Origin of the sequence: Marichromatium gracile (assembly GCF_004343155.1) — a bacterium.
GTDB lineage: Bacteria > Pseudomonadota > Gammaproteobacteria > Chromatiales > Chromatiaceae > Marichromatium > Marichromatium gracile.
Genome location: NZ_SMDC01000005.1, coordinates 39,566 through 60,511, shown reverse-complemented (window position 1 = coordinate 60,511; position 20,946 = coordinate 39,566). Strand labels below are relative to the sequence as shown.

Here is a 20,946-nt window from a genome sequence, read left to right as displayed (position 1 = left end):
TCAGGTCTCGTGGATGAGCCAGCGGTGCAGCGCCGAGGTGATCTCACGCCCGCGCGTAGCCGCCCGCGCAGAACGTCCTTCGAACAACCTGACCACCTCGCGCTGGGTCGGCTCGCGCAACGCCTCTCCCTTGTGTCGCGCAGCCAGGTGACGACGCTTGAGCCACCCGAGCCGTGCCGGCTCCAGATACCAGAACAGGATCTCGGTCAGCTCCGAGGCCAGCGCAGGCTGGCCGGCCTGCGCCAGCTCGGTGGCGCGACCGAAGCCGAGGTCTCTGAGGTGCGACTCCATCCAGCCATAGGCGAGCGCGCGCAGCCATTGCCGGGTGCGCAGCGCGGCCCGAGCGCCGCCATATTCCTCGGCGTTGCGGTTGATCCGCTCACGCACATCACGGGCACGCAACCGAGCTCGCGCGCTCAGCCCCAGCTTGAGAGCGGCCCAGCGAGCGGCACGCGCGCGATGCTGACCACACCAGTGCTGGAGCATGCCGGAGGCCTCGGGGCGCAGCAGGAACTCCAGCAAGCGCGCGCTCAACTCATCGCGCCCCCCGGGTCGACCGAGCAACCGCGCCTGGACAGCGCCATCATCGTCGATGAAGACCACCGGGATACCGTGCTCGGCGCAGGCGAGCAACGCCGCCATCTCCCAATCGACCCTCAGGTTGCTGTGGATACGACCGATACGCTGCAACGGGAAGAGCAACGGGGCGCTGGAGCGTCGGGCCACCCGCAGGGCGGGACCGTCGAGCCCGACCCAGGTCTCGTCATCCGGGGCGAGATACAGGGGTTGCGCGGCCCGTGCCCCGGACAGCAGGAAGTCAGTCGTCGCGTCATGTTCCATCACTCCCTCCGGTCTCCGGCATGGGGTCCGCTCCCGAGACGGCGCTCGGCGCCGCGCTCGCCAAGCCGCGCGCGATGCGCTGAGTCCAGCGCCTGAGCAAGCGCCGACGAGGCCGCGCGAAGACCTCGTAGGCGGCGAAGAAGCGCGCCCGGCCCTCCTTGCCGAGCAGGCAGGCATCGCCGTCGCGCTGGAAGTGCGCCGGGCGCAGCCGTTCTCGCCCGAACAGCTCCCACACCCACCGCTCGACCTGGGGGCGCAGTGGCTCGACCAGATCGCAGGCCAGGGAGGCGCGGCCGAAGTCGAGTTCGTGGAAGAAGCCGATCAGTGGGTCGAGTCCGGCGCCATGGGCCTGCTGCACGGCCTCGGCGTGGAGCAAGGTATAACCCAGCGACAGCGCGGCATTGACCGGGTCCGGCGGTGGACGACGACGACGCCCACGAAAACCCAGATCGGGCGCGAACAGCGCGCCATAGCCGCGAAAGAAGCCAGCTGCGGCGGCACCCTCGATACCGCGCAGGGTCGCGAGGTCGACAGGAGGGTCGAGACGCAGCCGCCCCAGGGCCTGCTCCTGGGCCGCGATGGCCTTGACCAGGGATTGGCGGAGGTCAGGGCGTCGGACCAGGGCATCGACCAACAGGCGCCGCTGCCCGCGGACCTTGCCGGTGACGATGCGTCGGGACCAGCGACGGCGGAAATCGGCATCGTCGTAACGGCGCATCTGTCCGATCCGGCGAGCGGCGTCATTGTGCGCGGCACCGACCAGCGTCGCCTGGAGCCGACCGCCACGTCCACCGAACAGGGTGATGGCCACCCCGGCAGCGGCCAGCCGCGCCAGCAGCGCGCTGCCGCACTCGACATTGGTGCGCATCACCACGCGTTCGAGCAGATGCAGCGGCACGCTCCCCTCGCGTCGGCCTGCGACCCGCAACACCAGCGCCCGCCCTTCGAGATCCAGCCGAGTGTCGCGACGATCGAGATAGAGCGTGGTCATGGTGTCTCACCCCACGTAGAACCAGGGGGGATCACGGGGCACCACCGCACGACCACGCGCGCGCACCTTGCCACGGGGGTCGAGGCGGATCAGCACGAAGCGATCCTCCTCGGGTTCGAGGATCCCGTCCACGGCGACGAGCAGATCGCGCCGCTCGGCGTGGGTGAGGAAGCATTCGAACACCGACTCCTGACAACCGCTGGCATAGCCCTTCAGCACCAGCAGGGCCTCGCGCAGACGCTCGTCACTGGAGATGTCGTAGGCGGCGATGAAGAGTTGACGCTGGCTCATGGCCAACAGGGTAGCGCCAAGATCTCTGCAAGGGGGCGCCACAAGGTTGTGGTGCCCGTAAACACTGGGCTGGCGGCCGTACCGAACGACGTCAGCAACCAGCCCAACGCGCCAGCACACCACCGAGCTCTGCGAGCTTGGCGCCGTCGCACACCTGGATGCGCAGGTCGGCGGCACGCCGCTTCACCCGCTTGTCGAGCGGGTGATAACTGACCAGCATGGCGCGCGCCTGCAGGCCACCGAGCAGGTCCGCGAGCACATCGAGCCGGAACAGCGCCTCGCTGCCGGGGCCGGTCTGATCGCGGTCATTGCGCCACTGCCGGGTCTTGCACTCGATCAGGTACAGCCGATTCTCGGCGAGGAAGGCGACATCGAGTTCGTTGCGCACCGGTTGATCACGCTGGTTGCGACGGACGATCTGCAGGCTCCGCGCGAGATCCTGGATGCCGCACTGATGCTCGCGACGCAGCGCGCGCACCAAGTCATAGACGTGCTCCTCGAGCCAGCCGCCATTGGCATAGAAGCGCGCCTCCTCATCCGGGAAGTGCAGACGTCCACCCTCGAACCGCAGCACCTCGGCGCTCTCCAGGCGCTCGATCAGCGTACGTAGCTCGATATCCCGCGCGCTGTGCTCATCCAGCCTGGGCGAGCGCAGCACGCCCTCGGACTTGAAGGCCAGCCAGTTGAGCGTCTTGAGCGCTCCCCCCAAGCGTCCGGTGTTCGCCGCCAGCCAGGCGGTCAGCTCGCGCCGTGCAGCAGGAACCGCCTCACCGATCGCTGACTCGACCGAGGCGCCGTGCGCCTGGAGGAAGACGTCGAGCCGCAGCCGGTTGTCGAGTTCCACGTTGGGCCGGTCGGCGGGCGACATCCAGATCAGCCGATCGAGTTCCGGGTGGACGTAGAAGATCGGCGCCCCGGCGGCACGGAAGACCTCGTAGGCGGCGATGCTCATCGGCTTGGTGCCGCCGGTGGCATTGAGTGCGATACGCCCCGGTTGCTCACTGAAGCGTGCGAGCAGTTCGAGCACGCGTTCCTGGAGATGCTCCAGATCCCAGGGGTCGTCGATCGGCCAGTGCTCGACGCTGATCCCACGACCTTTCAGTACCGCGGTCAGCGCCTCGGTCTGGGCGTGCATGCCGGCATGGCAGAGCAGGATCACCGTCCGCGGCGCGACCTCCGGATCGAGCGCCGGGGTGAGATTGGGGACGACCTGGGCGGAGACCAGGTAGAGATGGGTGTCGATATCCATGGGTATTCTCCTCGGCGAGATCAGTGATCGCCATCATCGAGCAGCACGTAGCTGACATCCTGGACCCTGACCTGGTACTGACCGGTGACGTACTGCATCCGCCGCCCCTCGGCCAGCGCGACCACGGATCCGGCCACGCTGCACAGCTTGCTGCCGCCGGTGATGTCGATGAGAATGTCGGCCGGCGCGATCCGCGCCTTTTCGACCAGACGCTCGAAGGCCGTGTCGGTCAAGCGGACGACGGCGTCGATATCGTTGAAGTCGATCCCTCGATCAGCCCCTCGGTGGTCGTCTTCGGCGACCTCGATGGTGAACTCGCAATCGGGGAAGCAGCGCTTGACCAGCTGCTCGAACAGCAAGCGCTGGGAGGCACTACCCGGTCTCCGGGGCTCGTCACCCGAGCAGACCAGTACGATCCGGGAGAGATGCGCGCGATGGTGAGCGATCGCCTCGATCGGCATGCGCCAGTTGAGACCACCATGGCGCGCGCGGAACGCATCGAGACCATCGAGCGAATCGATCGCGCCCGCCAGCTCATCGAACTGTTCCTCATACAATGCGCTGAGATACAGGATCAGTGCCCGCGCCCGGGGCGGCGCGACCATGGTCTCGATCCTCGGACGAAAGCGCTCGCGCGTGGCTTCGGCCAGGGCGCGCAGCCGGATCAGCAGCGCAGCGAAAAAGCCCACCGCCAGCACCCGGTGCAGCGGAATCCAGTGCTCGACGGTACCGCCCTCGAGCCATGTCCCGATATCGGTGAGCCATTCGAACAGGCTATCGGTGAACCAGCCGAGACCGACCAGCACCGCCAGTACCATCAGCATCGACTCCAGACGCGATCCCATCAACAGGTGCTCCAGCACCCGTCGCGCCCGCTCCTTCTTCAGCCCCGGCGCCGCGCCTCGCGACGGGCCGCTCACCTCATGCCCCCCGCGTCGAGCCGCTCGACCCTGTAGGGTTCGAGCCGGGCACCGCAGAGACGCATCTGCGCGGCACTCAGCTCGATCCCGCGCAGCTCGGAGGGTACGGTCATCGTCAGGTGCAGATAGCGCGCCCCGCGGGCACACACCTCGGCTGCGAGACTGACCGGCAGCGACCCGATCACCACGTCGCCTGGCGCGATGCGCTCAACGTCGAGATGTTCGAGCCGCTGATCCACCGTCAGCCCCTCGGCACTCGCCCAGTCGAGCGCGCCGGCGTGGCGGGTGACGAAGTAAGTGGTCATGTGGACGCAGCCTCTTCCCCCTCGGCATAGATGGCACGGGCCTTCTTGGCGCTCTTGCCGGAGGGCGCCTCCCATTGCTCCTGCGGCCAGCGTGAACGAATGTCGACGAGCGCCCGGGCCTTGAGCGTGGCATCCTCCAGCGCGGCCCACTCCCCGGCCAGGCCTTTACCCATCAACGCCTCCTGCTCCGAGCTGCGGTTGGCCTGGGCGATGGCCGCGACCCGCTCATCGACCCAGGCACAGCGCTCGACGGGGGCGGCGTTGGTCTGCGGCTCGGTGTCGAACACTCCATAACCACTGCGGGTCTTGGCGCCGATACCCCGCTCACCCAGCGCCGAGCGCAGCATCTCGGCAGCGAGATCACGCCACCCCGGCGGCCCTTCGAGGACGAACAGAAAACTGCCACGCACGGCGATCTGTGCATTGGGGATCGGGCTGTCGAGATCCGTGGCGGGCGTCTTGCCCTCGGAGCCGTAGTACTTGAGATGGTGAGTGGTGACGACCTCCTGCACGAAGGGCGAATGCCCCTCGGCGTCGGGCTTCCACCAGGCATCGTGGAAGGTCACGAGCCCCGCCAGTCCCTCGGGGTGCTCTTCCTCTTCCTGTGGCCCGACCCCGAACAACTCGGCAATCGCCTCTGGATGCTGTGTCGCGAACTCGCTCCGTTCGACGTACGCGCGCACCACACCCTTGACGCTCGATCCGGGGAGATAGGGCGCGCCGTGACTGTGACCGACGGCACAGCCCGTCTCCAGGGCGCCACCGCCGCTCAGGCCGATGAACAATCGCGTTTCGAGCGCGAGCGTGAGCTGCGTGAAACGCAGCGGATCGGCGGTCGCGTTACGCCAACGTTCGAAGGCGGCACGGTAGAAGGTGCCAGGCTGGAGCCCGCAGATGGCGCGAATGTGCTTGGTCTTCGCCTCCTTGTCGTCCTGACCGTGCACCGCCAGACCGCGCTGGATCAGCAGACCGGGATGGGCCGAGCCCTCCTTGCCGACCTCACCATAGGGTTTCCTGACCGCCTCGCGCTGCAAGACGATCGATTCAGTCTGACTCATGGTTGCGCCTCTCCTCGCTCGCAGTGTCGCCGGTCGCGGTGATGCGCAACACCCCCTGCACATAGCGCTTGAGCCAGGCGGCTGCATCCAATGCGTGCCGGGTCAGCGCCATGGTGTCGGTGAGATCGGCGGTGATGAACCCATGATGCAGCGCAACACCATTGTCGGCCTTGGTGACACCGGCCTCGCGCAGCACCCGGCAGAGATCGTCGAGCACCCGGAGGTGTTCCGCCGTCCCCTTGGCCAACAGGAAACCACTGCTCTGGGCGAGACCATGCTGCAGGATCATGCCCGGCAACCGATGGACGATCGCGCCGTAACGCTTCGGATCGACCCCATCAATTCCCCCGCCGATGAGGTCGACACAGCTGTAGGCCGCCATCGCAAGGCGCTGTGCACGCATCTGCATCGTCATGCGCCCACCCCCTGAGTGCGCAGGAAGCGCACCAGCCCACGCCCGACCCCGGCCTTGCCGCCGATCTGCAACAGCGCGCCCCCGTCAGGCAGACAAGCCGCCAAGGCATCCGCCGTCTCCGGGCCGGCTCCCTCTTCCCGATCCTCGGGATGGCGGGACGCGGCAACCGCGTAGACGCCCCACAGCAGGCTGTCGGCGGGCAGATTTTCCTCGTACCAGAGCGCACCCTGCTTCACCGTGCCACTGTCCTGATCGATCGCGATCCGTGCCCGGACATCGGTCGCGGTCTCGGCAAGGAAGGCGAAGACATCGTCCGGCAACAGCGCGATCCGAGGACCGATCTGAGCCTGCGAGTCAGCATCACCGGGGAAGACGCGCTCGACGATTTGCTGTGCCCAGGCCGCGAGCAGACCACCGGAATCGGACTCGATCCGCAGATCGAGATCCTCCAGCACCAGGGTCGTGCGCGACTCGACGCTCTCGCCCCGGTTGGGCGAGTGCTGCTGCAAGCGCACCGCGCCAGCGGCGGGCGCAGCGGGCAGATCCGGCAGCGACTCGCCGGCGCGACGCAGATCCTCGGCATAACGCCGGAGCACGAAGGGCGAGGTCGCATAGCAGACGATGCCGGTCAGCGCCCGCACCGGCAGCGCCAGCAGATGGGCATCGTTGATCGCAAGCGCGCCGGCAAAGGCCTGATCGTTGCTGCGGATCTGCGCCGGACCGAAGAGCCGCTCGACGCGTGTCGTGTTGTCCGGGCTCACGCTCAGATGCTCGCGCAGCACCCCGCGCAGCGACGAGCCGGGCACGATCGGCAGGCGAGTGGCGCGGGCGCGCGCGATCGGCAGGTCGACCACGCCGGTCGACTGCCCGGTGCCGCAGTGCAGCGGCGAGAGTGCATGGAGGTGGAAGATGCGCGTATCCATTGGGTGTCGTCCTTTCAGTGATCCATCGATCAGGCACACGGCGTCCAGGGGGCCGGCAGCGCCAGCCCGAAGCCGTCGCGGCGGTCTTGCGCCGTGTCGCTGATGTTGTTCAACCACAGCGGCGCGAATGCCGCCGGGTCGTGAGCGCCCACCAGTTCGAACCAGTAGACGCTACCCGCGGCGACGAGCCGCCGGGTCGGGCGTGGCTCGCCCTTGTGCAGATCCCAACCCGAGTTGGCCTGCCAGCGCTCACAGGCGACCGCCCGGAGCTTGAGGTGCACGCCGGGGGCCTCGGGGGGTTCACCCTCCAGGGTGTCGGGGTCGATCCAGCCGGGGCGAAAACCGTCCGCGAAGGCAGCCGGGGTGAGCAGGGTCAGGCTCAGTCCGCCGACCTTCACGATCTGATCGAACCAGCCCTCCGGCACCGCGGGCCACTGCGACTCGGGTCTGGGCTCCAGCGCCGCAAGGCGCCGCTCGCCACCGAGATGGACCAGACCGGCGCGCAGCGGCTGATCGCAGCGCGCCAGCAGCCGCAGCCGTCGGGTGGCGGCGGGCGGCTGTCCCGCCGGATCGAGAGGCTGATCCGGCATGAAGTCCAACCCATTGGTCTGGAACAACTGCGAGGTCTTGGCCGCATGGCTCTTGCGATCGATGGCGACATGGGTGCGGCGCTCGGTGGCCGGGGTCCAGCCCTGTTCGAGCAGCGCCTCGAACGTCGGGGTCGCGCCGCGCCGGAAGTCGAGTAGCTGCGCGAGCGTCCACCAGCGAGGACCGGGCTTGGGCTTGCCCTTGACCGGATCGGTCAACTGCACCGGGATCAGCCCTTGCGGCAGGTCGCTGCCGCAACCCTCATCGAACGCACGGGGTTCGGCACGAATGCAGCACGGCTCGCGTTCCCCCTCCCGCGCCAGATAGAGGGCGTCGGCGGGCTTGGGCACCAGCAGCGCGGGAGCGACATCGGGCTCGACCCCCTCGCCCTCACGCCACAGCAGCGGACCGCGCACGCTCACCGCATCGAGCAGCGCGGGGCCGAAGTCGGTCCCCGTCTGTCTCGCCCAGGCCGTGCGCAGACAGCCGGCGAGCGTCGAGGGCGGCGGGAAGCGCGCCTCGTCCAACCCGTTGCTGGCGTCGAAGGGCCGACCGGAGCGGACGATCACCGGTGCCAGCGGATCGAGGGTGACCAGCGTGCTCGGTGGTGGAGGATCGGCGCGACACACCGGCACGGAGACGGCCCGGGCACGCGAACTCCTTGACGTGGCCCGCGCGGTCGAACGATCGACCGCGCTCCGCGGACGCTGCTTGTCGTAGCGAACCCGTTTCCCCTGTGCTTGCGATTTCTTCTTCTTGGTCATGGATTCACCTCCGCTGCGGTGCGCGCCGAGAGCCAGCGAGCGATGATCAGGGTGTCGGCGAGCAGATCGAGGTTCCAGGCGAGCGCACGGGCATGCGTCTCCAATGCCCTGGAGACCTCGGGCGCGAGTTGACCCTGCTCGGTGCGGGTGCGATCGAGCACGCGCAACAGCTCGGCGCGCCGCATGCCTTCGTGCAGGGCGGCATCTGGCTGATCGTCGAGCCAGTTCAGGCGCCGCGCGCCGTCGCGCAGGTCGTAGGCGACCCGGGTGGTCAGCGCGCCGCTGCGATAGTGCGTCACCAGCTCATCGAGTGCGCCCAGCTTGTCCGGCTCGTCCCAACGCACGCGCCAGCGCAGCTCGCCGCCGGAGCGGATACCGAGCTGGATGGCCAGGGCATTGCGTTCCTCGCTGGAGCCGGGCATGCCGTCCTTGGCCAGCTTCTCGGCGGCGTCGGCACGCTGACGCAGGGCACCGAGCGGTTCCATCAGGTGACCGATGCCGATCCCGACCGAGAGCGTGGGGCTGATCTCGGCGCGACGCGTCGCATCGTCCGAGGCCAGCGCTCGGGCACAAGGCGCCATGGTCTGCTCGAACGCCTCGGCCAGGGCCTTGGCGCAGTCCACGGCCCGGTCGAGCGGCACCAGCGCCAGCACGTCATCGCCGCCGGCATAGATCGCGTGACCCTGATAGTCGCGTACGATCCTGGCCACGCCGCTGGCAAAGCCGTGCAGGGCACGCGAGATCATCCGCGAGTCCTCGGTCGAGCGTGCCGCGTCGAGCAGCTTGCCCATGCGATCGCCGTCGGCCTTGAGGATGGCGGCATAGGGGACCGGGGTGCCGTGGCGTCTGGTCACGGACTCCAGCGTGCGACGCAACTCGCCGAGCGCGCCTTGATCCGCTCGCAGCTGCTCGTCGCTCCGCTGACGCCGGGCCTCGTCACGCAACTGCTCGATCTGGTTGTCGAGCCGGAAGTCGAAGAGCAGTTGGGCGTCATAGGGGAAATCGCCATAGGTGCCACGATTGCCCCTGGCGCGGGTGGCGATTTGCGCCTTGATCAGCGGTTCGTAGGCTTTCTTGAGGTCTTCGAAGGCGCTTTTGGTTTTCTTACTGACATCACGCAGCCAGGGATCGGCAGCAATCCGCGAGTAAGGGGTGAACTGCTCCGGATCACCCGCCAGGCGCTTGATCACGCCGAGGGCGTCGAGCTGCTCGTTGGCAGACGCCAGCCCGAGACGACGCGCCGCGCGGACATCACCATGCACGCCCCTCTGGAGCACGGTCTCCAACACACCGTCGAGCGAGGACTTGGGCAGACCCGCGCCCTCGGGGGGGGTGAGCGGCGCGAAGTCGCGCGTCGCCTTGCGTGCGGCCAGGACGCCGCCCAGCCGTTCGCTGGCGGCCTTGGCCCCCTGTTCCGGGTCGATCTCGACCCAGGCGGAGAAGATCTCGAGCAGGTCGTCGAACTGACTCGACCACAGCGGCTCGTCGCGCAGCCAGCGCGCCATGCCCTTGTCCTGACGCACCTGCTCGCCGATCTCGCGCAGCCGGGCGCGGGCGGCCTCGGCCGCCTCGGCACACAGCGCACGCGCCGCGGCATCGTCGGCGAGGACGAGTTCGGCGCGCAGGATGTTGGCGACGTTGGCGGTATCGCCGGGGTTGTCATCGGGCGCGAGCTCGGTCTCCGGTTCGTTCGGACACGGGAACACCAGACAACCCGGATGAGTGCAGTGCAGCGTCAAGGCCGCGGCCTTGGAGACCTCCGAGAGCAGCCAGGAGCCACACCAGAGATCACGCGTACGGCGCGCCGAGGCGATCAGCCCCTGTACCGGACCGATCGACAGGGTGATCAGATAATCCTTCATCATGCCTCCTGCTCGAAGAACGCCATGAAGGCGCGCAACGCATCGGTCTGCCCATTCTCCTTCAACGGCTTGACCTGCTCTGCCAGACGAGTGCGCTCCTGTGGGTCAGCGGGCCAAGGTCGCGGCGTTGATGCGCCTGCGGGTTGAGAAAACTTGAGCGATATCGTCAATGCCTGCTCCCAGCCCGGCAGCAGCAGCGCCGCCGGACGCCAACGCCTTTCCGCATCGCGATAAGGCCGCAGGATCAGTGGGCTGGCCATGCGCTCGCGTGTCTCGCCAGCGAGATCGGCGGGTTCGAGCACATGATCGATGGGTTCCTGATCCCGACGTGGACGCGTCCCACTTGGGGCATCCTTGAAGTGGAACACGATCGGCAGGCCGAAGGCCGCGCGCGGGAACACCGGCCCACAGTCGACGAAAGGCTTGGCATGGTCCGACGAGCTGCAACCACTCAGCTTGCGAATGGCATCGGGTTCGGGCCAGCAGCTGCGGCCAGGGCGTTTCGGTACAGAACCGTGGTTTCGCCCCATCCCCTCACCCTGACGGAAACGCTTCAACAGCCCGATTGCTCGCTCATGCGCACTACGCGCATCTGGGCCCTGACGCCCTTCGCACAGCCAACCACCAGCAGCCTCGACCTCGCTGGCGTCCACCGGCGTCAAGGAGTCGGCCTCGACCGCACCCAACCCTCTCCGGGTACGCGCCCCAATCCCACCGAAGCTCGCCCACCAGCGCAACGCAACTTCGACCTCGTGTCTTTGTTGTGGATCGAGGCGTTCATCCATGGACAGTTGCAGCTCGAAGCGAAGCCCAGCATGCATCAACGCATGCGGCTTCTTCTCGACGTCGGTACCATCCGCAGTCAACTTGCCCTGCGCCGGAAACAGTGCATAAGCAAGAGGATCGCCAATCCAGTTCTTCAGGCGTGGAGTAGAATTCAATCGGCCAGTGGCACGGCGGTCAGGGTGGTACTCGAAGACGGGCTCCACCTCTGCCCTCCCCTTGGTGCGCACCACGACCCGCACCCGACTCGCGACCGGCCCCTCAGCTCCGATCCCTCCCCAGATCGCCCGCTCGCGCTCGAACAACCGCTCGGGATCATCACGATCGGCACCGCCACAGGCGATCCGCCACCAGAAGCGAAGTTGCCCACGGATCGACGAGGCGCGAATCGGCAACGCCTCATCGATCTCGCCGGCCTCGACGCCACCGCCGTAGAGCGGCGTCACCAACTTGCAGGCAAGAGTCAGGTCCGGGGACTGGGGGGTACGCGTCCGCCACTCGGCGCACAGGGCACCGGGGTCGAGCGCTGGGGGTGGGGTTCTCATGTGATCTCCTTGATCGGTTCGTCGAAAGACGACCTATGAGTCCAGTGAGTCGTCGCTCTTCATACTCCCGGCGACACGTCAGACTCATGCGACCGGGGGTATGGAGCGCCCTGGAGTACTCGATCCCGGGCACGACGACGGCGACCATCAGGGCCCGAGATAAATGGCCTCAGGGTCGATCGTCAAACCGAACCGCGAGCGCGGTCGGGTGCCCTCACGATGAATGGAGTAGGGTTTGCAGAGCTGCGGCCCGAGCACCTCGAACAACATGGCATTGGTCAGGGTCTTGCGCTGATCGAAATACTCCTTGGTCATACCCTGCTTGAGTGCGGCCTCGACCCGCTCGACACCGCCCTCATCGGCAATACGTCGATAGATCGAGAGGAAGTGGTCAGAGACGTCACGATCGCTCCAGCGCACACTGTTCAGCCCGGCCATCCGCCGCTCGACCATCATCAGATAGAAGGCGAACTGCGCCGGAGGCATCGGCACGACTTCTCCTGCGGCATAGACGAGACGGTCCCGAACATGGATTCGCAGGTTGGGCGGTTCGACCGATCGCTGCGCTGCCTCGACATATTCACCGAAGCTCGTCACGCCATGCACCAGCCGCTTCGGCAAGGTGTCTCGCACACGCAGGAAGGGGATCTCGGCCAAGGTCACCCGGGCATCGCAGGCATCGACCATCTTGTTGTCACGCGTCACCAGCATCCGGCTCGTCGGGGTCGGGTAGAAGAAGTCCCAAGTCGACTCGAAGGGTTCAGACACCAGCACATGAGACAGTTTGTCCTGGGGGCGTCCGAACAACCCGAGAGCGTACCCGATGTAGTACCCCATGGTCTTGCGACCACCAGCGATCGAGACATGCACCGCACTGTCATCGTCGGCGCAAAAGCCGCGGATCATGGCGCAGATCTGGTCTGCGGCGGCAAGGCTGTCAGCCTCGGTACGGATATCCGACAGCGCCTCGCCATCGGCATCCTTCAACACATGGATGAAATTCTCGTCGAAGCAGATCTCGGGCAGGTCGTAATCGTGACGTAACCGCTGGAACCAGCCACCATCGGGCGACAGCAGACTCATCCGCGCCCGCTCCGCGCCTTCCAGGGTGGTGATGATGTGGACCTCGGTCGGGATCCAGGGGTCGGGTTCGCGAACCGCCAGTCCGAACAGGGTCTCGGTCACGACCTGGGGCGACAACCCGGTGACTGCGATCATGATCCGGCGGGGAAACTTGCAGGGCTCCATCAAATCCAATCCTTGCTGTATATAACTCGGCGATCTAGCCGCCATTCATAATCCGCAGATTCGCCCTGTTTGTCTCGCGTCAAAAGCTTTTGACGACACCCGTCATGACCCCGTAGGCCCCGAGACCAAAGGCGCTGGCCTTGCCGAGATGGGTCCACTGCCCCAACCAGAGAGAAGGCCACAAGGTCTCGAGTCCCTCCCCCTCGAGCTCCAGCTCACCGAGCAGTCCACCGAATTGCATCTGACGATGCTGACGCGAGGAGTAGCGCGTCCAGTCGAACCAGCGCAACCGTGACGCGCTTAGTCGCACTGTTGCCGGTCCTGGCTGCGGGTAACGGGCAATGTGGCGTCCGAGATCCATACCATGGGTGATGGCCAGTGCGTGGAGCCGTCGCTGCAGGGCCTTGAGCAGATCATCGACCACGAACTCGCGGGCACCGACGAGACGACCGGCTCGCTTGATGCGCAGCGGCGTGAGTAGGTGCAGACGAAGGACATCCGTCCCCAACGGTGCAGGGGGTGGGTCGGGCTCGCCAACCGACGGTGCTTGATAGGGTATCCGCCCGGGGACATGGAGGGTCGTCCAGACGTCACTGCCGAGTCGGGACTCGGCCTCGACCCGAACCAGCGAGAAGCGTCCGCGGCTCGCCCCGGCCCCCTGCTCACCGGCCTGGATCAGCGCATGGATCAGATAGGGCGCCTGGGTGATCGCCGATCCGATCAGGGTGATCCCGAGCGCATATTCCTCCCCGGGAACCAAACGGCTCGGTGCCTCGGGATCGAGTTCGAGGAGGAAGGGATGTGGAGTATTCGCCGGAGCGCCGGCGGGAATCTCGAAGAGCGTAGAATAGACACAGGTCCCCGACAGCAGACAGCCATCGCAACTCGGCGCACCCGTCACGCAAACGCTGCCTCGCAGACCGTGACCGAGCAGCCCGCGCCAGGTGGATCCGGCATAGGCCGGCAACTGGATGGTGTCGAGTGCGCGCAAGCAGAAACGCAACCGCATCAGCGCGGGAAAGGCCAGACTCGACATCGGGGACAGGATATCCATTTCTACGACACACTCAGTGTCCCTAATGTAAACGATTTCGACACCATATCCCAATCGCCACAATCCACGCCTTGCGGTATCAGACCCCGTCCGATTGTGCGAAGATCGGCGACAACCTTTTTGACCAACCATTCAAGCAATCCATGTCTTCGACTCTCGAATCCAGCCAACCCACCCCCACCTCTTCCGACGCCTGCGTGGTGCCGAGCGATCCGACCGCGGCGCCGGTGAGCGACCCGCGTCTCTGGCACCTCGGCACCCGCGTGGTGGCGATGCCGAGCGACACCAACGCCTATGGCGACATCTTCGGCGGCTGGCTGATGGCGCAGGCGGATCTGGCCGGGAGCACGGTGGCGATCCAGGTGGCGCAGGGTCGGGTGGCGACGGTGGCGGTCAAGGAGTTCCGCTTCCTCGCCCCGGTGCTGGTCGGTGATCTGGTCGATCTGTTCGCGCGGATGCAGCGTCTCGGCAACAGCTCGGTGACGGTCGAGGTGCAGATCTGGGCACAGCGCGAGCCCGACCCGGCCAGTCGCCACCAGGTCGCCGCCGCGGCGATCACCTATGTCGCGGTGGACGACGATGGCCGACCGCGCCGGATCACGCCACCGCCGGCGCTGAGCGACTAGCGCCGTCCCGGGCGCACGCCCGACCACCCTGCCGCGACATCTTGTCGCCCCACCCCGCAACACGAGGATTCGCACCATGTTCGAAGCAACCAAGGTCGGCCGCTCGGTGAGCAAGCAGGACTTCAAGGAGCAGCAGACACAGCTGCGCACCGACCTGCTGGCCGCGCAGCGCGAGCTGAAGGCCGCGCAGGTGCCGGTGGTGGTGCTGATCTCGGGGATCGAGGCGGCGGGCAAGGGCGAGGTGGTCAATCGGCTCAACGAGTGGCTCGACACCCGCGGGGTGCAGACCTTCGCCTTCTGGGACGAGTCCGACGAGGAGCGCGAGCGCCCGCGCTACTGGCGGTTCTGGCGGGCGCTGCCGGGGCGCGGCGAGATGGCGATCCTGTTCGGCGGCTGGTATCAGACGCCGATCGAGCACCGCTTCCGCGATCACTGCGGCGATGCCGAGCTCGACGCCGAGCTCAACCGCATCGTCGACTTCGAGCGGATGCTGATCCAGGACGGGACGCTGATCGTCAAGTTCTGGTTTCACATGTCGGAGTCCGACCAGAAGGCGCGACTCAAGGAGCTCTCGCGCGACGACAAGAGCCGCTGGAAGATGCTCCCGGACAAGAGCAAGTTCTCCGAGCAGTACGCCGCCTTCGAGGAGGTCGCCGAGCGGGTGATCATGCACACCGATCGCGGCGTCTCGCCCTGGTATCTGATCGAGGCCGGCAACCGCCGCTATCGCGACCTCACCGTCGGCAAGACCCTGCTCCATGCGATGCGCGCGCGCCTGGCCGCCGCCGGCCCCACCGACGAGCCGGTCTCGGGCATCGGCAGCCCGGAGCTGCCGGCCGGCGAGCAGGCGCAGATCACCCTGCTCGATCAGCTCGATCTCTCGCTCGCGCTCGAGCGCGACCCCTACAAGGCCGAGCTCAAGCGGCTGCAGAACGAGATCAATGAGCTGGCCTGGCGCGCCTACACCCAGAAGCGCTCGACGGTGCTGGTGTTCGAGGGGGTGGACGCCGGCGGCAAGGGCGGCGCCATCCGTCGCATCACCAACGCCATCGACGCCCGGCTCTATCGCGCCATCCCGGTGGCGGCGCCGAGCGACGAGGAGAAGGCGCACCACTATCTGTGGCGCTTCTGGCGCCAGATCCCGCGCGCCGGCTATATCACCCTCTACGACCGCTCCTGGTACGGGCGGGTGCTGGTCGAGCGCGTCGAGGGTTTCGCCACCGACGCCGAGTGGCGCCGCGCCTACTCCGAGATCAACCGCTTCGAGGAGCAGCTGGTCGACAGCGGGGTGATCCTGCTGAAGTTCTGGCTGCACATCAGCCAGGACGAGCAGCTCAAGCGTTTCAAGGACCGCGAGAACGTGCCCTACAAGCGCTACAAGATCACCGACGAGGACTGGCGCAACCGCGAGAAGTGGCCGCAGTACAAGGAGGCGATCAACGAGATGGTGGTGCGCACCAGCACCCGCCACGCCGCCTGGACCCTGGTCGAGGGCAACGACAAGCCCTATGCGCGGATCAAGGTGCTGCGCACTATCTGCGCGGCACTGACCGAGGCGCTCGAGGGCGAGCAGCCACCGCCGGCGGGTTATCTGCCCTGCGGCGAGCGTCGCCCGCAGCCAGCCGAGACGGCGACCGCGGGCAAGAAGGACAAGTGAGGATTCAGCCGGGCAGGTCGAACAGACGCAGCGCGTTGTCGCGGGTGAGCGCGGCGATCGCCTCCGGGGTCGAGCCGCGCACCTCGGCCAGGCACTCGGCCACGTGGGCGACCCAGGCCGGCTGGTTGGACTTGCCGCGATGCGGCACCGGGGCGAGATAGGGGGCGTCGGTCTCGATCAGCAGGCGCTCGTCCGGGACCTGGCGGGCGACCTCGCGCAGCTCGGCGGCGTTCTTGAAGGTGACGATCCCGGAGAAGCCGATGTGGAAGCCGAGTTCGAGGGCACGGCGCGCCGTCTCCCAGTCCTCGGTGAAGCAGTGCACCACGCCGCCGACCTCGCCCGCGCCCGCCTCCTCCAGGATTTGCAGGGTATCGGCGCGGGCCTGACGGGTGTGGATCACCAGCGGCTTGGCGCAGGCGCGCGCGGCGGCGATATGGGTGCGGAAACGGCGCTGCTGGCGCTCGGCGTCCTCGGCGCCACGGTAGTAGTCGAGCCCGGTCTCGCCGATGGCGCGCACCCGGGGGTCGTCGGCGAGCGCGAGCAGGCGCGCCACGTCGGGGTCCTCGCCCTCGTTCTCGTTGGGATGGACGCCGACCGAACAGAAGACCTCGGGATAGGGCTCGATCAGCGCGCGCATCGCCGGATAGTGCTCCAGGTCGATGCCGATGCTCATCAGATGGGTGACGCCCGCGGCGCGGGTCGCCGCGATCAGCGCGGCGAAGTCGCCGCCATGAGGGGTGAGGTCCACCCGGTCGAGGTGGCAGTGTGAATCAACCAGCATCAAAAACAGCCTACATGGTGTGGGTGGGACGCTCGGAGTTGAGCATGCCCGCCAGATATTCTTCGATCTTGCGCCGCGCCGCGCCCTTGTCCTGATCGCTGAACTGCACCCCGACGCCGACCGAGCGGTTGCCCTCGGCGCCGGGCGGGGTGATCCACACCACCCGACCGGCCACCGGGATGCGGTCGGTCTCCTCCATCAGCTGCAGCAACAGAAAGATCTCGTCGTCGAGCTGATAACGCTTGGTGGTGGGGATGAACAACCCGCCGTTCTTGATGTAGGGCATGTAGGAGGCGTAGAGCGCGCTCTTGTCGCGGATGGCGAAGTTGAGGATGCGCTGCTGGCCGCCCAGCGCGCCCAGCGAGTTGGTCGGTGAACTCATCGATCGGGACCCTCGGGGTGGATGCGTGCGGACGTCACGCGAGATCACGCCGACGCGGCTCGGCCGGACACGGCCAGCTCGCGCCATTCGATGGCCAGCGACTCCAGCAACAGTTGGGCGTTGACGCTGCCCTCGCACTGGGTGCGGGCCTCGAGCACCCGCCTGAAGAAACGATGCGCGGCCACCGGATCGAGCCGTGAGGCGAGCGCGGCGAGCGCCTCGCGCTGATCGGGGTTGTCGAGCCGGGGCGGCGTCGCGCTCGCGCCCAGGCGCAGCAGATCGCAGAGCCAGCCAGCCATCCACTCCAAGAGTAACGCGGCGCCGAGCTTGTTCCAAGCCGCCGCCTCTGCGAGCGGCGCGCGCTCCCCCCGGGCCAGGGCGATGAACCCCTGGAGACGCTGCGCACGCGCCTCCAGGCGCTCGGGGTCGAGCCGGTCGAGCGCGGCCAGCGGCGCGCCGTGGGCCAGACGCAACGCCAGCGCGGCCTGCTCATCGGGCAGACGACCACGCAGCCAGGCGAGCGCCTCGGCCTCCGCAGGCAACGCGATACGCAGCTGCTGACAACGGCTGCGGATGGTCGCCGGCAGCCGCTCCGGGTGCTCGGCAACCAGACACAGCAGGGTGCGCCCGACCGGCTCCTCCAGGGTCTTGAGGAGCGCGTTGGCCGCCGCTGCGTTGAGATGATCGGCGGGATCGATCAGCACCACCCGCCGCGCGACCCGGCTCGGGGTCAGCGCCTCACCGGCGCAGAGGGTACGGATCGCGGCGATCGGGATGTCACCGGACTTGCTCTCGGGGTCGGGACCGACACGCACCAGGTCAGGATGATTGCCGGCGGCGAGCAGCACACACTCCGCACAGCGCCCGCAGGCCTGCCCCTCGGTGTCGGGTGCGGCGCAGAGCAGCGCACGGGAAAAGCGTTCGAGCAGAGCACGCTTGCCGACCCCGGCCGGTCCGCTCAGCAACAGCGCGTGCGGCAGCCGATCGGCGGCGCGCGCCTGTTGCAGCCGCGCCCAGGGCGCGGCGAGCCAGGACGGCAGTCGATCGCGCCCCTGGCTCATCGTCCGGCCCCGAGCGTCTCGTGCAGCTCCACGGCGAGACGCTCGATCTCGGCGCTGACCGACTCCAGCGGTGCGGCGGCATCGATCACCCGATAGCGCTCCGGCATGGTCGCCGCCCGCGTCAGATAGACCGAGCGCACGGCCTCGAAGAAACGCAGGGTCTCGCGCTCGAAGCGATCGGTCGCACCGGCACGGGCGCGGGCACGCGCCAGCCCCTGCGCCGGCGGCAGATCGAACACCAGGGTCAGATCCGGGCGCAGCGCCCCCTGCACCAGCCGCTCGAGGGTGGCGATGGGAGCGACGTCGAGCCCGCGCCCCCCTCCCTGATAGGCGTAGGTGGCGTCGGTGAAGCGATCGCAGATCACCCACACCCCGGTCTCGAGCGCCGGGCGGATGGTCTTGTCGAGATGTTCGGCGCGGGCGGCGAACATCAGCAGCAGCTCGGCGGTCTCGCACATGGCGCCGTGCTCGGGATCGAGCAACAGTTCGCGGATGTGCTCGGCGATCGGCGCCCCACCCGGCTCACGGGTGGTGATGACGCGCCGCCCCTGGGCTCGCAGCGCCCCGGCGAGACGCTCGACCTGGGTACTCTTGCCCGCGCCCTCGATCCCCTCGAGGGTGATGAAACGACCAGCTTCGGTTGATGCAGACATCTATTTTCCCAGGATATAGCGACGCACCGCGCGCTTGTGCTCGGCATAGGTGGCCGAGAACTGGTGGGTGCCGTCGCCCTTGGAGACGAAGAACAGGGCGTCGCCGTCGGCCGGGTGCAACACCGCATGGATGGTGCCGCGACCGGGCAGCGAGATCGGCGTCGGCGGCAGACCGTCGATCACATAGGTGTTGTAGGCGGTCGCCTCGCGCAGGTCGGAGCGGCGGATATCGCCCTCGTAGCGCTCACCCATGCCGTAGATGACGGTCGGATCGGTCTGCAGCCGCATCCCCATGCGCAGCCGTCGCACGAAGACCCCGGCGATCTTGGCCCGCTCATGGGTCGCGGCGGTCTCCTTCTCGACGATGGAGGCGAGGATCAGCGCCTCGTAGGGGGTCTCGACGGGCAGGTTCTCGGCGCGACCGGCCCACTCCTCGGCGAGCACCAGCTTCATCCGCTGCATCGCACGACGCAAGACGTCGATCCCGCTGGTGCCGCGCGGGAAGGCATAGGTATCGGGGAAGAAGCGCCCCTCCGGGTGCTCGCCGGGATGGCCGAGCCGGGCCATCAGCTCGGCATCGCTGAGCGCGGCCAGCCCCTCGCCGCCGAAGTGCGGATGGGCGTCGATCGCCTCGACCGCGCGACGGAAGGTCCAGCCATTGACCAGGGTGATCGGATACTGCACCACCTTGCCACGCACCACGTGATCGAGCACCTCGACCGGTGTCATCGCGGCGGTGAGGGTGTACTCGCCGGCCTTGATGCGCGTCTGGTCGCCACGCCGGTAGGCCAGCGCGATGAAGTAGTAAGGATGCGGGATGATGCCGCGCTCGGTGAGCCGCTCGGCGATCTGGCCGAGCGAACTGCCGGTCGGGATGTCGAAGACGATGGATTCACGATCGAGCGCGATCGGCGTCGTCTCGAAACGCTGGTAGTCGACCCACAACCCGGCGCCGAGCACACCCAGGGCAATGAGCAGGATCAGGAGGATTCGCAGCAGGGTCATTCGGTGAGTCGTCATCCAGGCGTGTGCGAGGCGGCCCGCACCGCGTGCAAGAGGTCCCAGGGCTGATCGTCGAGGTCGAAGCGCCGCGCTTCGAGCCTGGCCACCGGCCAGACAGCGATCACCGCATTGGTGAGAAAGAGCGCGCGGGCGCGCTCGAGGTCATCGCCGTTCAGGCGGCGCACCTCACAACCGATGCCGGCCTCGGCAGCCAGCTCTCGCACCAGTTCGCGCACCGTGCCGGTGATACCGGCCTGATCGAGCGCCGGGGTGTAGAGCCGCGCACCGTCCCACAGGAACAGGTTGCTCATGGTGCCCCCGCAGATGGCGCCATCCGGGGTCTGCATCAAGCCCTCGGCGATGGCGCCATCGTCCCACTCGCGCCGTGCCAGCACCGCATCGAGCCGGTTGAGGTGCTTGAGCCCGGCCAGCGCCGGATTCACCGAGACCGGCGTACGACAGTAGCGCACCGCCACGCCCCGTCGCCAGTCCGGCCCCGGCGGGCGCGGATAGAGCAGCAGGATCCGCCGGGGCTCGGGCCGCATCGGCGGCCGGTAGCCACGTCCACCGCTGCCGCGCGTGAGCATCAGCTTGAGCACCCCCTCCTCGACGCCATCGAGCAGCGTCGCGAGCTCGGATTCGAGCTGGGCGGCAGGCGGGAGCGGGAGCCCCAGGCGCGCGCAGCCATGCGCAAGTCGGGCGAGATGACGTGACCACTGACAGGGCCGGCCGGCACGTACCAGCAGGGTCTCGAACAGACCGTCACCATAGTGCAAGGCGCGATCGGTGATCGTCAGATCAGACAGCGGACAGCCGTTGAGCAGCACCCGCAGCGGGGCGCCCGGCGTGTCATGAGTGGGTTGTGGGGAGACGCTGGAATCGCTCAACACACGACTCCTGGAGCGGCGGGAAGCGCCCACCGGGGCACGGCGCGAGAGGCGCCGTCCC

At 67.7% G+C, this 20,946-nt stretch carries 22 protein-coding genes; 2 read left to right on the top strand and 20 right to left on the bottom strand.

The window, feature by feature from the left end:
* From EDC29_RS09145 to cas6, 14 genes are all read right to left on the bottom strand, one after another.
* A complete protein-coding gene (locus EDC29_RS09145) occupies window positions 1-840 on the bottom strand; it encodes a CRISPR-associated endonuclease Cas1 (protein ID WP_165913476.1) in 840 nt (279 codons plus the stop codon).
* A complete protein-coding gene (gene cas1, locus EDC29_RS09140) occupies window positions 830-1,831 on the bottom strand; it encodes a CRISPR-associated endonuclease Cas1 (protein WP_132229539.1) in 1,002 nt (333 codons plus the stop codon). Before cas1 ends, EDC29_RS09145 begins: the two co-directional genes overlap by 11 nt.
* 6 nt (window positions 1,832-1,837) lie before the next feature.
* On the bottom strand, window positions 1,838-2,122 hold the full coding sequence (locus EDC29_RS09135; RefSeq protein ID WP_132229537.1) for a CRISPR-associated endonuclease Cas2: 285 nt from the start codon (window positions 2,120-2,122) through the stop codon (window positions 1,838-1,840).
* Window positions 2,123-2,213: 91 nt separating this feature from the next.
* On the bottom strand, window positions 2,214-3,371 hold the full coding sequence (locus EDC29_RS09130) for a Card1-like endonuclease domain-containing protein (RefSeq protein WP_132229535.1): 1,158 nt from the start codon (window positions 3,369-3,371) through the stop codon (window positions 2,214-2,216).
* Between the two features lie 20 nt (window positions 3,372-3,391).
* Window positions 3,392-4,177, bottom strand: a complete 786-nt coding sequence (locus EDC29_RS09125) for a hypothetical protein (RefSeq protein ID WP_132229533.1) — start codon at window positions 4,175-4,177, stop codon at window positions 3,392-3,394.
* 110 nt (window positions 4,178-4,287) lie between these two features.
* The gene (csx16, locus tag EDC29_RS09120) at window positions 4,288-4,596 is read right to left on the bottom strand and encodes a CRISPR-associated protein Csx16 (protein WP_132229531.1); all 309 of its coding nucleotides are present in this window, start codon (window positions 4,594-4,596) and stop codon (window positions 4,288-4,290) included.
* A complete protein-coding gene (gene cmr6 / locus EDC29_RS09115; protein WP_132229529.1) occupies window positions 4,593-5,654 on the bottom strand; it encodes a type III-B CRISPR module RAMP protein Cmr6 in 1,062 nt (353 codons plus the stop codon). The genes csx16 and cmr6 overlap by 4 nt, the downstream gene beginning before the upstream one ends.
* Window positions 5,641-6,069, bottom strand: coding sequence for a type III-B CRISPR module-associated protein Cmr5 (gene cmr5 / locus EDC29_RS09110; protein ID WP_242465938.1), 429 nt, complete (start codon window positions 6,067-6,069; stop codon window positions 5,641-5,643). The genes cmr6 and cmr5 overlap by 14 nt, the downstream gene beginning before the upstream one ends.
* Window positions 6,066-6,992 carry a type III-B CRISPR module RAMP protein Cmr4 gene (cmr4, locus tag EDC29_RS09105; protein ID WP_132229527.1) on the bottom strand — a complete coding sequence of 309 codons (927 nt, stop codon included), beginning with the start codon at window positions 6,990-6,992 and terminating at the stop codon, window positions 6,066-6,068. The genes cmr5 and cmr4 overlap by 4 nt, the downstream gene beginning before the upstream one ends.
* 29 nt (window positions 6,993-7,021) lie before the next feature.
* Window positions 7,022-8,344, bottom strand: coding sequence for a type III-B CRISPR module-associated Cmr3 family protein (locus EDC29_RS09100; protein ID WP_132229525.1), 1,323 nt, complete (start codon window positions 8,342-8,344; stop codon window positions 7,022-7,024).
* The gene (cas10, locus tag EDC29_RS09095; protein ID WP_132229678.1) at window positions 8,341-10,206 is read right to left on the bottom strand and encodes a type III-B CRISPR-associated protein Cas10/Cmr2; all 1,866 of its coding nucleotides are present in this window, start codon (window positions 10,204-10,206) and stop codon (window positions 8,341-8,343) included. The genes EDC29_RS09100 and cas10 overlap by 4 nt, the downstream gene beginning before the upstream one ends.
* On the bottom strand, window positions 10,206-11,435 hold the full coding sequence (cmr1, locus tag EDC29_RS09090) for a type III-B CRISPR module RAMP protein Cmr1 (protein WP_165913475.1): 1,230 nt from the start codon (window positions 11,433-11,435) through the stop codon (window positions 10,206-10,208). The genes cas10 and cmr1 overlap by 1 nt, the downstream gene beginning before the upstream one ends.
* 246 nt (window positions 11,436-11,681) lie before the next feature.
* Window positions 11,682-12,782, bottom strand: coding sequence for a CRISPR-associated ring nuclease Csm6 (csm6, locus tag EDC29_RS09085; protein ID WP_062274384.1), 1,101 nt, complete (start codon window positions 12,780-12,782; stop codon window positions 11,682-11,684).
* A gap of 79 nt (window positions 12,783-12,861) precedes the next feature.
* Window positions 12,862-13,836: a CRISPR system precrRNA processing endoribonuclease RAMP protein Cas6 gene (gene cas6, locus EDC29_RS09080; protein WP_165913474.1), complete on the bottom strand. Its 975-nt coding sequence runs from the start codon at window positions 13,834-13,836 to the stop codon at window positions 12,862-12,864.
* 143 nt (window positions 13,837-13,979) lie between these two features.
* On the opposite strand from cas6, the gene EDC29_RS09075 reads away from it, so the two are divergent.
* Together EDC29_RS09075 and pap are read left to right on the top strand one after the other, a co-directional pair.
* The gene (locus tag EDC29_RS09075; RefSeq protein WP_005223702.1) at window positions 13,980-14,462 is read left to right on the top strand and encodes an acyl-CoA thioesterase; all 483 of its coding nucleotides are present in this window, start codon (window positions 13,980-13,982) and stop codon (window positions 14,460-14,462) included.
* Window positions 14,463-14,538: 76 nt separating this feature from the next.
* Window positions 14,539-16,119 carry a polyphosphate:AMP phosphotransferase gene (gene pap, locus EDC29_RS09070; protein WP_123140747.1) on the top strand — a complete coding sequence of 527 codons (1,581 nt, stop codon included), beginning with the start codon at window positions 14,539-14,541 and terminating at the stop codon, window positions 16,117-16,119.
* A gap of 4 nt (window positions 16,120-16,123) precedes the next feature.
* On the opposite strand, the gene EDC29_RS09065 is transcribed toward pap, so the two are convergent.
* The 6 genes from EDC29_RS09065 to pabC are packed head-to-tail and all read right to left on the bottom strand — an operon-like array spanning window position 16,124 to window position 20,888.
* The gene (locus EDC29_RS09065; RefSeq protein WP_062274392.1) at window positions 16,124-16,900 is read right to left on the bottom strand and encodes a TatD family hydrolase; all 777 of its coding nucleotides are present in this window, start codon (window positions 16,898-16,900) and stop codon (window positions 16,124-16,126) included.
* Between the two features lie 10 nt (window positions 16,901-16,910).
* A complete protein-coding gene (locus EDC29_RS09060) occupies window positions 16,911-17,282 on the bottom strand; it encodes a PilZ domain-containing protein (RefSeq protein ID WP_082806048.1) in 372 nt (123 codons plus the stop codon).
* 44 nt (window positions 17,283-17,326) lie between these two features.
* A complete protein-coding gene (holB, locus tag EDC29_RS09055; RefSeq protein ID WP_123141857.1) occupies window positions 17,327-18,343 on the bottom strand; it encodes a DNA polymerase III subunit delta' in 1,017 nt (338 codons plus the stop codon).
* Entirely contained in the window at window positions 18,340-18,996 is a 657-nt protein-coding gene (gene tmk / locus EDC29_RS09050; protein ID WP_132229519.1) for a dTMP kinase, read from the bottom strand. Before tmk ends, holB begins: the two co-directional genes overlap by 4 nt.
* Window positions 18,997-20,001 (bottom strand): endolytic transglycosylase MltG, encoded by a 1,005-nt coding sequence (gene mltG / locus EDC29_RS09045; protein ID WP_242465936.1) that lies wholly within the window; start codon window positions 19,999-20,001, stop codon window positions 18,997-18,999.
* 11 nt (window positions 20,002-20,012) lie between these two features.
* Entirely contained in the window at window positions 20,013-20,888 is an 876-nt protein-coding gene (gene pabC / locus EDC29_RS09040) for an aminodeoxychorismate lyase (RefSeq protein WP_369964107.1), read from the bottom strand.
* Window positions 20,889-20,946: the final 58 nt, after the last annotated feature.

Bases quoted from the DNA above. Each gene is read 5' to 3' on its own strand.
- EDC29_RS09145 (WP_165913476.1), bottom strand. From the start codon at position 840: ATGGAACATGACGCGACGACTGACTTCCTGCTGTCCGGGGCACGGGCC.
- cas1 (WP_132229539.1), bottom strand. From the start codon at position 1,831: ATGACCACGCTCTATCTCGATCGTCGCGACACTCGGCTGGATCTCGAA.
- EDC29_RS09135 (WP_132229537.1), bottom strand. From the start codon at position 2,122: ATGAGCCAGCGTCAACTCTTCATCGCCGCCTACGACATCTCCAGTGAC.
- EDC29_RS09130 (WP_132229535.1), bottom strand. From the start codon at position 3,371: ATGGATATCGACACCCATCTCTACCTGGTCTCCGCCCAGGTCGTCCCC.
- csx16 (WP_132229531.1), bottom strand. From the start codon at position 4,596: ATGACCACTTACTTCGTCACCCGCCACGCCGGCGCGCTCGACTGGGCG.
- cmr6 (WP_132229529.1), bottom strand. From the start codon at position 5,654: ATGAGTCAGACTGAATCGATCGTCTTGCAGCGCGAGGCGGTCAGGAAA.
- cmr5 (WP_242465938.1), bottom strand. From the start codon at position 6,069: ATGACGATGCAGATGCGTGCACAGCGCCTTGCGATGGCGGCCTACAGC.
- cmr4 (WP_132229527.1), bottom strand. From the start codon at position 6,992: ATGGATACGCGCATCTTCCACCTCCATGCACTCTCGCCGCTGCACTGC.
- EDC29_RS09100 (WP_132229525.1), bottom strand. From the start codon at position 8,344: ATGACCAAGAAGAAGAAATCGCAAGCACAGGGGAAACGGGTTCGCTAC.
- cas10 (WP_132229678.1), bottom strand. From the start codon at position 10,206: ATGAAGGATTATCTGATCACCCTGTCGATCGGTCCGGTACAGGGGCTG.
- csm6 (WP_062274384.1), bottom strand. From the start codon at position 12,782: ATGGAGCCCTGCAAGTTTCCCCGCCGGATCATGATCGCAGTCACCGGG.
- cas6 (WP_165913474.1), bottom strand. From the start codon at position 13,836: ATGGATATCCTGTCCCCGATGTCGAGTCTGGCCTTTCCCGCGCTGATG.
- EDC29_RS09075 (WP_005223702.1), top strand. From the start codon at position 13,980: ATGTCTTCGACTCTCGAATCCAGCCAACCCACCCCCACCTCTTCCGAC.
- pap (WP_123140747.1), top strand. From the start codon at position 14,539: ATGTTCGAAGCAACCAAGGTCGGCCGCTCGGTGAGCAAGCAGGACTTC.
- EDC29_RS09065 (WP_062274392.1), bottom strand. From the start codon at position 16,900: ATGCTGGTTGATTCACACTGCCACCTCGACCGGGTGGACCTCACCCCT.
- EDC29_RS09060 (WP_082806048.1), bottom strand. From the start codon at position 17,282: ATGAGTTCACCGACCAACTCGCTGGGCGCGCTGGGCGGCCAGCAGCGC.
- holB (WP_123141857.1), bottom strand. From the start codon at position 18,343: ATGAGCCAGGGGCGCGATCGACTGCCGTCCTGGCTCGCCGCGCCCTGG.
- tmk (WP_132229519.1), bottom strand. From the start codon at position 18,996: ATGTCTGCATCAACCGAAGCTGGTCGTTTCATCACCCTCGAGGGGATC.
- mltG (WP_242465936.1), bottom strand. From the start codon at position 20,001: ATGACCCTGCTGCGAATCCTCCTGATCCTGCTCATTGCCCTGGGTGTG.